The following is a 12,712-nucleotide window of genomic DNA, read 5'->3' as shown; positions in this document are numbered from 1 at the left end:
CGATGACCCGGCGCCGCCGTCGAAGTCGTTCAGTTCCAGTTCATCCAGAAGTCGAGCTCGAGTTCCTGGTCCCCGGGTACGACGCGATACCGGTCGAAGTCGCGGACACCGTCGCGAGCGAGCACATCGTCGTCGATGAAGCACTGGCCGGTCGCCAGCCAGGCCGGTTTGGTGATGATGCTCATCGCCGCGTCCGCCATGATGCTCGGCTTCCTACTCCGCGCGACGAGTTCCTCGCTCAGGATGTTGCGCACGGCCGCAGTGTTGATCGTGGTCCGCGGCCACAACGAGTTGACCGCGATGCCATCTGGTTCGAGCTCGGCGGCCAGACCGATCGTGACCATGGACATCGAGAACTTCGAGATGGTGTACGCGGTACCGATCTGCGCGAACCACTTCGGATCCAGATCGATGGGCGGCGAGAGCGTCAGCACGTGGGCGTTCTCCGACGCACGAAGATGCGGAATCGCGGCCTTGGTCAGAGCGAAGGCACCGCGCGCGTTGATGTCCTGCATCAGGTCGTACTTCTTCATGTCGATCTTCTCGGCGGACGTGAGGTCGAGGGCGCTGGCGTTGTTGACCACGATGTCGATGCCACCGAAATGCTCGACGGTGCGGGCCACGGCCTCGGTCACCGAGGCGTCGTCACGGACATCACCCACGATCGGGAGCGCCCGGCCGCCGGCCTCGACGATCGCAGCCGCTGCCGTGTGGATCGTTCCGGGCAGTTTCGGATGCGGCTCTGCGGTTTTCGCGACAAGCGCGATGTTGGCGCCGCGCCTCGCGGCCGCGACCGCGATGGCCTCGCCGATTCCTCGACTGCCGCCGGAGATCAACAGGGTCCGGCCTCGCAGGGAATCGTCGGGGGTGTGGGTCGGTGTCACGGTGAGTCCTTTCGGTGCCCACACCCGTCGGAGGTGCGAGCGATCTGTACAGCGGCGCGCATGTCGACTCGATCGAGGCGTCCTCGGCTCGCCGCCTGTTTGGATTAGCTAAACATCTTGAGTGCCGCCTCCGGCGCACGCAACGATCTCGAAACGCACCACGGGCAGCGTTGTCACGACCCGGCTCGGCTTCGAGCTCTCTTGTTCGGCTCCGCCGAGCGTAACTCTCAGATCCGCTTTTCCGCAATCAACTGCCACGTCACGAGGGTGCGCCCCTCATCCGGGGCCGAGCGAATCTCCCAGTCGACCCCTCCCGCGCCGACGCCCAGGCCGACGGGACTTGACCGCGCCCCCAGCAGACAGGCATGCTGTCCGAGCGAGCGCTCGCTAATTGCGGGTGAACGATGTCGGCCGAGAGATTCCGTCGACCCAGAAGCTCCGCGCCGACTCACCGAGAGGGGACAGTTGTGGCCATCCGGAACCCGCAGGCCTATCGAGAGGGCCTCCGCGACAACAGACGCGTCGTCTACCGCGGCGAGCACATTCAGGACGTCACCGCGTTCACCGAGTTCGCCGACGCGATCGCCCACTCGTCCCTCGCCTACGAGATCTCGAGCACCGAGCCGGATCTCGCAGTCGCCGACGACGGAGACGGACCGTACACCGCGTTCTACCGCGTGCCACGTACTGCCGAGGACATCAGCGACCGCGGCCGCCTGATCGAGACCCTGTCCCGGATGGGCGCGGGCACGATCGTGCTGAAGGAGGTCGGCAGCGACGCGCTGTTCGCCCTGTTACGCGCTCTGTCGGGCGACGGACTGGCGAAAGCCGAAGCGTATTACCGGTATTGCTGCGAGAACGACGTCGCGCTGGCCGTGGCCCAGACCGACGTGAAGGGCGACCGGTCACTGCCCCCGCACCGTCAGCCCGATCCCGACCACTATCTGCGGATCGTCGACGAAGACGCCGACTCGATCACCGTGTCCGGCGCGAAGGTCCACACCTCGTTCAGCGCCAACGCCGATGAGATCATCGTGCTACCCACCCGCGCGATGTCGGAGGCCGACCGCGACTGGGCGGTGAGCTTCGCGATCCCGGTCGACACCGAGGGACTGACCCTCTACGTGTCTCCCTACCTGCATGGCGACCACCACGCCTTCGAGCACCCGATCTCGTCCCGGCACAAGCTGCTCGAGAGCCTGACGGTGTTCGACCGGGTCCGGGTTCCGAAGGAACGCGTGTTCCTCAATCGGGAGCCCGAGCTCGCCGGCCCGCTGGCGCTCGCCTTCGTCGACTACCACCGCTTCACCGCGGTGAACTACAAACTGCCCATCCTCGACCTGCTGGTCGGTGCCGCCATCGGTATCGCGGAGGCCAACGGCATCGCCGGCGCCGGTCATGTGAAGACCAAACTGACCGAACTGATCACCTATGCCGAGACGGTGCGTGGTTTCGCGGAGCTCGCCGCGGTCCGCGCGCGCAACGGCGGCAATGGGATCCACCTCCCGGATCCGCTGGCGGTCAACATGGCGAAGTACCACTTCGCGCACGGGTTCCACCAGGCCACGGCGACCCTGCTCGACCTCGCCGGCGGCCTCGTGGTGACCGGGCCCGGCGGACACGACTGGGATGACCCCGAAGTGCGGGCGGTGCTGGAGAAGTACTTCGCCGCCGCGCGGCCGGCGCAGGAGCGCCTGCGACTCATCCACCTGATCGGTGACCTGACCACCGGCCAGTGGGGCGGCTACCAATCGGTCCTGGCCACCCATGCCGAGGGCTCGCTGGAGGCCGAGAAGATGCAGATCGCGCGGGCCTACGACAGCACGCGTGCTCGTGCCGCTGTCGAGGAGGTCCTGCGGTCGGCAGCCGAGACTCCGCACTCCCGAGGCGAACTCACCACCACAGCGGGTGCCGCGCGATGACCTCCGGACTCGACTTCGCCATCGACGACCGCGGCGTCGCCGCCATCCGGTTGAACCGGCCGGAGGCGGCGAACGCCCTCGACATGGACCTCGCCGACGGACTGGCGGCGGCGGTCGCGACCATCGAACGCGACGCCGGCGTCCGGGCCGTCCGACTGTCCGCCGCCGGACGGCTCTTCTCGGGTGGCGGCGACGTACACGGCATGGCCACCGCGCCCGACCGCGGACGGTTCCTCGCCGAACTCGCCGGGTCGGTTCATCGATCGCTCATCACCCTCGACCGCCTGGCCGTGCCCGTCGTGGCGGCCGTTCAGGGCACCGCGGCGGGCGGGGGTCTGGGTCTGGTCCTCGCCGCCGACGTGGTGATCGCGACACCGAAGACATCCTTCGTGGCCGCGTATTCGACCATCGGACTCTCACCTGACTGCGGCGTGTCGATCAATCTGCCTCGGACCATCGGGCTGGGGCGCGCACTGCGCATGTTGGTGCGGAACGAGAAGATCGATGCGGCAACCGCCCTGGACTGGGGCCTCGTCCACGACATCGTCGAGGCCGAGGAACTCGAGAGTGCCACCGACGAACTGGTCGCGGGACTGCTCGAACGACCCACGGCGGCGACAGGGCACGCACGACGTCTCGCCCGGGCGTCCTACGGACGGACCTTCGCCGATCACCTCGACGACGAGGCCGCCACCATCGCCAGGCTGGGTGCCGGCGACGAGACCGGTGAACTCCTCGCTCGCTTCACCAGGTGACGAGGTCTCTACGCGTGCGGTGATTCGCCCAAACCGCCCGCTCCGCCGGTGATCGGACTAGCGTCGAAGCCCATGAGTGATGACGCCCGTCGTCTGTCCTTCCACGCTCCCGCCGCGGGCGAGCCCCCAGCCCGCTCAGGGAGAGTCAACCTGACGGTCTTCATCGCCTCGGGTGTCATCGTGCTCGCCTTCGCCGTCTGGGCGCTGGCAGCACCGGCGGCGGCCGAGTCGACGATCAACGACGTTCGCGACTTCATCACCCGGTGGTTCGGCTGGTGGTACTTCATCCTCGCCACCGCCATCGTCGGCCTCGTGGTGTTCCTCGGCCTCAGCAAGTACGGGCGCTACCGACTCGGACCGGAGGAGTCGCGTCCCGAGTACAGCCTGTTCACGTGGACGTCGATGCTGTTCGCCGCAGGCATCGGCATCGATCTGATGTTCTTCTCCGTCGCCGAGCCCGTGACCCACTTCCTCAACCCGCCGACCGGACTCGCGGAGACCAATGCGGCGGCGCGCGAGGCTGTCACGTGGACGGTCTTCCACTACGGCGTCACGGGCTGGGCCATGTACGCGTTGATGGGTGGCGCACTCGCCTACTTCGCCTTCCGGCACAACCTCCCGCTGACGATCCGGGCGGCCCTGTACCCGATCTTCGGCAAACGTGTCGAAGGTCGATGGGGCGACGCGATCGACGTCGCGGCCGTGCTCGGCACCATCTTCGGCATCGCCACCTCCCTGGGGATCGGCGTCGTACAGCTCAACTTCGGGTTGAACAAGATCTTCGGCATCGAGCAGGGCAAGGCAGCCCAGATCGGGCTCATCGTCCTGGCGGTGGTGATCGCGACCGCGTCGGCGACCTCGGGCGTGGACAAGGGCATCCGGCGGCTCTCCGAGATCAACGTGATCCTGGCGATCTGCATGCTCATCTACATCACGGTCGCCAAGGATGCGGACTTCCTGCTCAACGGTCTGGTCCAGAACGCCGGCGACTACGTCTCCACGTTCGCCGACCGGACCCTCGACACCTTCGCGTGGGACCAGGTGAATCCCCCGCCCGGCAACGACGCCCGCGCCTTCGTCGACGGCTGGACGCTGTTCTTCTGGGCCTGGTGGGTGGCCTGGGCGCCGTTCGTCGGACTCTTCCTCGCCCGCATCTCGCGCGGACGCACGTTGCGGCAGTTCATCTTCGGTGTCCTGGTGGTCCCGTTCAGCTTCATCCTGGTGTGGATCTCGATCTTCGGGAACAGCGCCCTGCAGGTGGCCCGCGGCGATGCGGACTTCGCCGACACGACGGCCTCCACACCCGAGGCCGGGTTCTATTCGTTGCTCGAGCAGTACCCCGGTTCGACGCTGCTCATCGGGATCGCGACGATCACCGGCCTGCTGTTCTACGTGACCAGCGCCGACTCCGGCTCCCTCGTGATGGGCAACTTCACGAGCCGCCTCGACGACCCGATGGCCGATTGCGCACGCTCCCTGCGCATCTTCTGGTCGGTGGCGATCGGTCTGCTGACCCTGTCGATGCTGTTCGCCGGCGGCGGCGACGGGTCCATCCTGACCCTGCAGGCCGCCACCGTGATCATGGGCCTGCCGTTCTCCTTCGTCCTCGGGCTGATCGGCATCTCGCTGCTGCGCGCCGTCCGCAACGAGTCGGTCAAACTCGACAGCTTCCGCACCACCCTGCCGAAGGTGATCGCCGTCGGACGCGGTCCCACCGAACACGGCAGCTGGCGGCAACGACTCATCGGGACCCTGCGTTTTCCAGGCCCGGTCGCCACCCGGAAGTTCATCGGAGCCAACGTCGTACCGGCGATGACCGAGGTCGCCGAGCAGTTCGGCCGGGAGGGGGTCACCGCGACGGTCGACGAGTCGGCCGAGAACGAAGGACTGCCGTCGCCACGCCTCGTCGTCGAACTCGCCGAGGTCCCCCGCTTCGAGTACTGCGTATGGCCGGTCTCGGCGCCGACTCCGACGTACGCGGTCCGGACCCAGCGGTCCGACGATCGTTACTTCCGTTGCGAGGTGTACCTCACCGAGGGATCGCAGGGCTACTCGCTCACCGGGTACACCCGCGATCAGATCATCGGCGACATCCTCGACCAGTACGAACGCCATCTCGGCTACCTGCATCTGCGAGATGCCGCCGGTGACCACCACGACCCCGAAGCCGATCCGGAGGCCGGCGACGGTACCGTGCCCGACAGCGACACGGACATCCCCGACAGCAGTTCCGAAGGAGCACCGGCTCGATGAGCGAGACCCTCTACATCGACGGCCGCTGGTTACCGGCCGCCTCCGGCAACACCCGCGAGATCCGCTGTCCCGCAGACAACTCGGTCGTCGGCGTGGTCGCCGAGGCCGGCGTCGCCGATACCGAGGCCGCGATCGCGGCGGCGCGAGCGGCTTTCGACGCGGGCGAGTGGAGCGCCACCCCCGCCGCCGAACGTGGGGACCTGCTCCTCCGGGTCGCCGGTCAGATCGACGAGCGCCGAGACGAGTTCGTCCGGGCCGAGACACTCGACACCGGCAAACGGCCCTACGAGTCCGACCTCGACATGACCGACATCGCCCACTGCTTCCGGTATTTCGGCAAACTCGCGGCCATCGACGCCGGCCGCGTGGTGGACACCGGATCACCCGATGCCGACTCCCGCATCGTGTACGAGCCGGTCGGCGTATGCGGACTGATCACGCCGTGGAACTACCCGCTGCTGCAGGCGGCCTGGAAGGTCGCGCCGGCACTCGCGGCAGGCAACACCTTCGTCCTCAAACCCGCCGAACTCACCCCGCACACCTCGATCCTGCTGATGCAGGTCCTCGAGGACGTCGGTCTCCCGGCGGGTGTGGGCAACCTCGTCCTCGGTGCAGGGGCCGAGGCCGGCGCACCGCTCTCCGCACACCCCGACATCGATCTGGTCTCGTTCACCGGTGGACTCCTCACCGGCCGGATCATCGCCCGGGAGGCGTCGGCAACGGTGAAGAAGGTCGCACTCGAACTCGGGGGCAAGAACCCGAACGTGGTGTTCGCCGATGCCTGCGCCACCGACGAACTACTCGCCGCTGCGGTCGACAACGCGCTCAACGCCGCGTTCCTGCACTCGGGCCAGGTCTGTTCGGCCGGAGCGCGACTCATCATCGAGGAGTCAGCGCACGATCGCTTCGTCGACGAACTCGTCCGCCGCGCGGAACGAATCCGCCTGGGCCTGCCCTACTCCGAGGGGACCGAGACGGGTCCGCTCATCTCGGCGGCACACCGCGACAAGGTGCACGCCTATGTCGAGCAAGCCCGCGCGGACGGCGCCGTCATCCGTACCGGTGGCGCCTTCGCCACCGGAGACCAGGGATCGGGCAGCCTCGACGCCGGGTGGTTCTATCTGCCCACCGTGATCGACGGCGCCGACCGTTCGATGGCCTGCGTCCACGACGAGGCGTTCGGACCGACGGTCACCGTGGAGACCTTCACCACCGAGGACGAGGCCGTCGCCCTGGCCAACGACACCGTCTACGGGTTGGCCGGCGCGGTCTGGTCGGCCGATGCGGCGCGTGCCCGCCGCATTGCCGGACGGATTCGGGCCGGGACGGTGTGGGTCAACGACTTCGGGCCGTATCTGCCCGAAGCCGAGTGGGGCGGGTACGGCCAATCCGGCTTCGGACGGGAACTCGGACCGTCCGGGCTGGCCGAGTATCGCGAGGCCAAACACGTCTACGAGAACCTCCGGCCGGGCGTCACCGGCTGGTTCGAGGACCGCGGCGACCGGGAGGATCAGCAGTGAGCGAGACCTACGACTACGTGGTCGTCGGCGGCGGCTCGGGGGGTGCCGTGGTGGCGTCGCGGCTGTCCGAGGACCCATCGGTCTCGGTGTGCCTCCTGGAGGCGGGCCCGTCCGATGTCGGTGACGACGCGATCCTCCGGCTCGACCGGTGGATGGACCTCCTCGAATCCGGTTACGACTGGGACTATCCCATCGAACCGCAGGAGCACGGCAATGACTTCATGCGGCACGCCCGGGCGAAGGTCCTGGGCGGGTGCAGTTCGCACAACAGTTGCATCGCCTTCTGGGCACCGCGCGAGGACCTCGACTCGTGGGAGCGCGACTTCGGCTGCGCGGGCTGGGGTTCCGAGGAGTTGTACCGGCTCTATCCGCAGATCGAGACCAACGACGCACCCGGCGCACATCACGGTCGGAGCGGTCCGGTCCACCTCATGACCGTACCGCCGAACGATCCGTGCGGCGTCGCCGTGCTCGACGCCTGTGAGGCCGTCGGGATCCCGCGCGTCGACTTCAACAGCGGCACCACGGTTGTCAACGGCGCCAACTTCTTCCAGATCAACCGGCGACCCGACGGTGTCCGCGCCTCGTCGTCGGTGAGCTACCTGCATCCGCACCTCGATCGCCCGAATCTCACCATCCGCACCGGCTCGTGGGCCAAGCGCGTCGTGATCGAGAAGGTCGACGGTGAGCTGCGCGCGGTGGGCGTGGAGATCACCGACAACGCGTTCGGTCGCACGACACGCATCGAGGCAGGACGCGAGGTCATCGTCTCGGCGGGCGCGATCGACTCACCGAAGTTGCTGATGCTCTCGGGGATCGGCCCGGCCGACGATCTGCGCGAACACGAGATCGAGGCCCTCGTCGACGCACCGGGGGTCGGTGAGCATCTCCAGGACCACCCCGAGGGGGTGATCGGTTTCGAGACCACGAAGCCGATGACGCGCGAGTCGACCCAGTGGTGGGAGGCCGGCATCTTCACCACCGTCGATGACGGCCTCACCCGGCCGGACCTGATGATGCACTACGGCAGTGTGCCGTTCGACATGCACACCCTGCGCCAGGGTTATCCGACCAGTGACAACACCTTCTGCCTGACGCCGAACGTGACACACGCGCGGTCGCGGGGCACGGTGCGTCTGCGCTCACGCGACTTCCGCGACAAACCGCGCGTGGACCCCCGGTATTTCACCGACCTCGAGGGTTACGACATGCGGATCATGATCGCGGGCCTACGCAAGGCACGGGAGATCGCGGCCGCCGAACCGCTCGCGAAATGGATTGCCCGCGAACTCTACCCGGGTCCCGCGACCACCGATGACGCCGAACTGGCCGACTACATCACCCGAACCCACAACACCGTCTACCACCCGGTGGGCACCGTGCGGATGGGTCCACCCGACGACGAACTGTCGCCACTGGACCCCGAACTCCGCGTGAAAGGCGTCGTCGGCCTGCGGGTCGCCGACGCCTCGGTGTTTCCCGACCACACCACGGTGAACCCCAACCTCACCGTGATGCTCGTCGGCGAGCGCTGCGCCGAGCTGGTGCGCGCCGGCGACTGACACCGAACTAGGTCGCGAAGGAGTCGACGATCCGCTCGAGGACGGCGGCGACCTGCTCGGTGGCGGCCTCGCGATCGTCGGCCGCGGCGACGTAGAGCGCTGCCTCGTCGAGGGCGCCGATCGCGACATGGGCCAGCGGGCGGGTGGGCTGCTCGACCGCCTGCCCCGTCGCGATCGCCGCCGCGATCAGGCCCTCGACAAGTGCGAATCCGAATTCCTCGCCGCGAGCCCGCCATTCACTCCACCCCAGCACCGACGGCGCCTCGACAAGGGTGATGCGGTGCACTTCCGGCTCGGTGCACAGCCGCAGGAAGAGGCGCATACCCGACTTCAGCGCGGCGAGCGGGTCCTCACCGGCTTGCTCGCCGACGGCCGCGGCGATCTGGGCCACGATCGACTGCTCCACGTCGTCGTAGACGGCGACGAACAGGCCCTTCTTGTCGTCGAACTGGTGGTAGAGCGCGCCACGCGTGACACCGGCCTCGGCAACGATCTCCTGGGTGCCGACATCGGCGAAGCCTCGCTCGCCGAAGAGTTTGCGCCCGGCGGCGACGAGCGATGCGCGGGTGGTCGCGGTCCGCTCCGCCTGGGTACGACGATTGACTTTCATACAGTTTGCACGTAACTTCCATACTCAGTGTTCGTAAGTTACTCGAGTCTACGAGAAACGGGTCTCGCCATGGCAACTCCACCGCCGACCGCCACACACGCGCCCGCCCCATTGCCGACCGTCGAACTATCCTCGGGCGTCATCGAGTACGCCACGTACGGACCAGCCGACTCCCCGCACCCGCCGATCGTCTTCGTCCACGGCGCGGTCGTCGACCATCGCCTGTGGGAGCCCGTGGCAAGGCTCCTCGCCGAGCGCGGATTCCGGTGTCTGGTCCCCCTCATGCCTCTGGGCTCGCATCGCATCCCACTCGGGCCCGGCGCGGACCGTTCACCGCGCGGCATGGGCCGCCTCCTGCGTGAGTTCGTCGACCGATTCGACCTGTCCACCGCAACACTCGTGGCCAACGACTCCGGCGGCGCCATCACCCAGTTCGCACTCGACGACGATCCGCGGTTCGTCAGCCGGCTGCTGTTCACCAACTGCGACGCCTTCGATCTCTTTCCTCCCCAGCCGTTCCGGCTGTACTTCGCGCTCATGAGGAACCGATTGCTCCTGAAGCCGCTGGCGGAGGCGATGCGCATTCGCGCGCTGCGGCACTCCGCACTGGGCGTCGGCCTGCTGCTGAACGATCCCGACCCCGAACTCACCGGATCGGTCTTCGCGCCCCTGCAGACCGACGCGCGCATTCGAGACGACTTCATCGCCTTCCTGCGGGGTATCAGTCCCGCCGAGCTCGCGACGATCACCCCGCGGATGTCGGGGGTCGACCTTCCCGTCCGCCTGGTGTGGGGACGCGACGATCGATGCTTCACCCCGGCGCACGGGCGCCGGCTGGCCGCGGCTTTCCCGGGTGGCGCGCCGTTCGTCGAGGTTCCCGGCGCACGGACCTTCGTGTCCCTCGACCAACCGGGAGTCGTCGCCGACCAGATCGTCGAGCTCACCGTCGGGGACCTCACGTCACCCTGACCGCCGCACACCGCTGAAAGAAATTTTCGCCATGGGCGTCGGATTACCGCGCCGGGCCACGACGATAGAGATGTGAGCAGCGACCGATCGGTGTCTTCGGCCCGAGGACCAGAGGGACTGCTGGCGGTCTATGACCAGGCACTGCCGGAGGTGTACGGCTTCGTCGTGCGCCGCTGCTCCGATCGCCGCACCGCCGAGGATGTCACCTCCGAGACGTTCCTGGCAGCGATGGACTCCGTCCGACGACGACGCGACACCGAGCCGACCACCCCGTGGCTCATCGGGATCGCCCGGCACAAGCTCGCCGATCACTGGCGAGCTGCCCAGCGCACGCCGGAGCCGGTCGACGACGTACCCGACCGCGGCGATGATCCGTGGGACGCCGAACTCGACCGGATGGTCGCCCATCACACCCTCGGCCAGCTGTCACCAGTCCATCGGTCGGTGCTGACGCTGCGCTACGTCGACGATCTCCCCGTCGGCGAGTGCGCAGAGATCCTGGGCCGTACGGTCGGCGCGACCGAGGCCCTGCTCACCCGGGCGAAGCGCGCGTTCCGCGCCGCCTACCCCGAAACACAACCCCAGCCCAGCGGGAGAGGAGGTCACGCATGAGTACCCGGAACAGCTCGCGCTTCGACGCGGCACGAGATCCGCTGCACGTCCTGAACGCCGCGCGCACGCCGGGTTTCGACGATCCTGTTCGTCCCGACCGCGATTTCGCCGCCGCGCTGCGTGATCGTCTCGAACGCGGGGCGACACTACCCGAAGGAGTCGTCATGGCCACCGCAACACAATTCGACGCACCCGAGAGCGCACCGGCCGGTACGCCCGCCGCGGCGGAGACGTCGGTCGAACGTCCCGGGGCCCTCCCGTATCTGGCCGTGGCCGAACCCCAGGCCGCGATCGACTGGTACGTGGAGGCGCTCGGCGCCCGGCTGCGCGGCGAACCGATCGTGATGCCCGACGGCGTCATCGGTCACGCCGAACTCGAACTGGCTGGCGGCGCAATCTATCTCGCGGCCGAGTTCCCCGATCTCGGACTCCGCGCACCCGCACCCGGGCAGGTGTCGGTCAGTCTGATGGTCGCCGTCGACGACACCGACGACGCGGTCGCGACGGCCGCGCGTGCCGGCGCCGCGGTCACCCGCGAGCCGTACGAGGACCACGGCACCCGCACGGCGGTCATCGTCGACCCCTTCGGGCATCGGTGGATGCTGAGCGGGCCGTCGAAGGTCACGGCCGCCGAGCGGGTTCACCAGGGCGACGTCGGCTACATGTCGCTGAACACCCCCGACGCCACCCGCGCTCGCCGTTTCTACGGCGACGTCCTCGGGTGGGAGTTCGACGCCGAGGGCCGGCGGGTCACCAATGTGGGCCATCGCCTGGGCATCTTCGAGACCGATGGTGCACCGACGATGTTCTGCGCGTACGCCGTCGACGACCTCGAGGCGGCCCGCGAGCGCATCGTCGCGGCCGGCGGCCAGGGCGAGTTCGGAGCCAGTCCCGACGGTCACCGACTCGTCGACGCCGTCGACGATCAGGGCGTGCGCTTCGCGGTCTACGCTCCGAACCCCGAGGACGTCCGGCCGGACACGCACCCGCGCGGCCCCGGGGCCATGACCTACCTGACGGTGATGACGCCCGACAGCGGACGCTTCCGCGCCTTCTACGGCTCGGTGCTCGGCTGGACGTTCCACGGCGGCCGCATCGACGACGGCTGGGAGGTGGACGATTCCCGCCCCCAGGTCGGTCTCGCAGGCGGCGCCGACACAGCGGTGGCGGTGCCGATGTGGACGACCGACGACGTCGTCGCCGCGGTGGAACGCGTCCGGGCCGCGGGCGGCACGGTGCTCGAGGAGCCGAGCACCGCGCCGTACGGCATCTCCGCCCGATGCACCGACGACCAAGGCGCGCAGTTCTACCTCGGCCAGTTGTTCTGACTCGCTCGCCCTACTGATCCGGAAGACCGCAAAACCTGTGGTCCCGTGCCCGAGAGGGCCTGCTGAGTCAGTGCTCCCTGAGGAGCGCCCGGAGCTTGCGGAGGGCGCGGTCAACCCCCGCTCCCTGAGGAGCGCCCGGAGCTTGCGGAGGGTGCGTCACGAAGGGTCCTGGCGAGATGCGTCGCCGACCCTTCGTGGCTCCTCGACCTCGACGCGCTCCTTCGTCGCTTGCTCGGCCCGGCGGCTTGCGCTCCTCGCACCTCAGGGAGCAGGGGTTATGCGGTGCTTTCAGAGTAG

At 68.2% G+C, this 12,712-nt stretch carries 10 protein-coding genes; 8 read left to right on the top strand and 2 right to left on the bottom strand.

Annotated features, from left to right (window positions below; genetic code table 11):
* Positions 1 to 29 precede the first annotated feature (29 nt).
* Positions 30 to 884, bottom strand: coding sequence for an SDR family oxidoreductase (locus tag ACFW3F_RS25140; RefSeq protein ID WP_388062383.1), 855 nt, complete (start codon positions 882 to 884; stop codon positions 30 to 32).
* A gap of 467 nt (positions 885 to 1,351) precedes the next feature.
* Between ACFW3F_RS25140 and ACFW3F_RS25135 the strand changes: the two genes are divergently transcribed.
* The 5 genes from ACFW3F_RS25135 (at position 1,352) to ACFW3F_RS25115 (ending at position 8,896) form a co-directional block, all read left to right on the top strand.
* Complete coding sequence (locus ACFW3F_RS25135; RefSeq protein ID WP_388062381.1) at positions 1,352 to 2,806, top strand: 4-hydroxyphenylacetate 3-hydroxylase N-terminal domain-containing protein; 1,455 nt, start codon at positions 1,352 to 1,354, stop codon at positions 2,804 to 2,806.
* Complete coding sequence (locus ACFW3F_RS25130) at positions 2,803 to 3,561, top strand: enoyl-CoA hydratase/isomerase family protein (RefSeq protein WP_388062379.1); 759 nt, start codon at positions 2,803 to 2,805, stop codon at positions 3,559 to 3,561. The genes ACFW3F_RS25135 and ACFW3F_RS25130 overlap by 4 nt, the downstream gene beginning before the upstream one ends.
* Before the next feature lie 72 nt (positions 3,562 to 3,633).
* Positions 3,634 to 5,814: a choline BCCT transporter BetT gene (gene betT, locus ACFW3F_RS25125; protein WP_388062377.1), complete on the top strand. Its 2,181-nt coding sequence runs from the start codon at positions 3,634 to 3,636 to the stop codon at positions 5,812 to 5,814.
* Complete coding sequence (locus ACFW3F_RS25120; RefSeq protein ID WP_388062376.1) at positions 5,811 to 7,334, top strand: aldehyde dehydrogenase family protein; 1,524 nt, start codon at positions 5,811 to 5,813, stop codon at positions 7,332 to 7,334. Before betT ends, ACFW3F_RS25120 begins: the two co-directional genes overlap by 4 nt.
* Positions 7,331 to 8,896, top strand: coding sequence for a GMC family oxidoreductase (locus tag ACFW3F_RS25115; RefSeq protein WP_388062374.1), 1,566 nt, complete (start codon positions 7,331 to 7,333; stop codon positions 8,894 to 8,896). The genes ACFW3F_RS25120 and ACFW3F_RS25115 overlap by 4 nt, the downstream gene beginning before the upstream one ends.
* A gap of 7 nt (positions 8,897 to 8,903) precedes the next feature.
* Here ACFW3F_RS25115 and ACFW3F_RS25110 read toward each other — a convergent pair whose 3' ends face one another.
* A complete protein-coding gene (locus tag ACFW3F_RS25110; protein ID WP_388062372.1) occupies positions 8,904 to 9,506 on the bottom strand; it encodes a TetR/AcrR family transcriptional regulator in 603 nt (200 codons plus the stop codon).
* A 69-nt stretch (positions 9,507 to 9,575) separates the two neighbouring features.
* Between ACFW3F_RS25110 and ACFW3F_RS25105 the strand changes: the two genes are divergently transcribed.
* The 3 genes from ACFW3F_RS25105 (at position 9,576) to ACFW3F_RS25095 (ending at position 12,415) form a co-directional block, all read left to right on the top strand.
* Positions 9,576 to 10,475 (top strand): alpha/beta fold hydrolase, encoded by a 900-nt coding sequence (locus tag ACFW3F_RS25105; protein ID WP_388062370.1) that lies wholly within the window; start codon positions 9,576 to 9,578, stop codon positions 10,473 to 10,475.
* Positions 10,476 to 10,547: 72 nt separating this feature from the next.
* Positions 10,548 to 11,087 (top strand): RNA polymerase sigma factor, encoded by a 540-nt coding sequence (locus ACFW3F_RS25100; protein WP_388062368.1) that lies wholly within the window; start codon positions 10,548 to 10,550, stop codon positions 11,085 to 11,087.
* Positions 11,084 to 12,415: a VOC family protein gene (locus tag ACFW3F_RS25095; RefSeq protein WP_388062366.1), complete on the top strand. Its 1,332-nt coding sequence runs from the start codon at positions 11,084 to 11,086 to the stop codon at positions 12,413 to 12,415. Before ACFW3F_RS25100 ends, ACFW3F_RS25095 begins: the two co-directional genes overlap by 4 nt.
* The last annotated feature ends 297 nt before the right edge of the window (positions 12,416 to 12,712 follow it).

Origin of the sequence: Gordonia sp. NPDC058843 (assembly GCF_042743165.1) — a bacterium.
In the GTDB taxonomy this organism is placed as follows: Bacteria; Actinomycetota; Actinomycetes; order Mycobacteriales; family Mycobacteriaceae; genus Gordonia.
The sequence above is the reverse complement of the archived record's forward strand: the minus strand, read 5'-3'. Positions and strand labels throughout refer to the sequence as shown.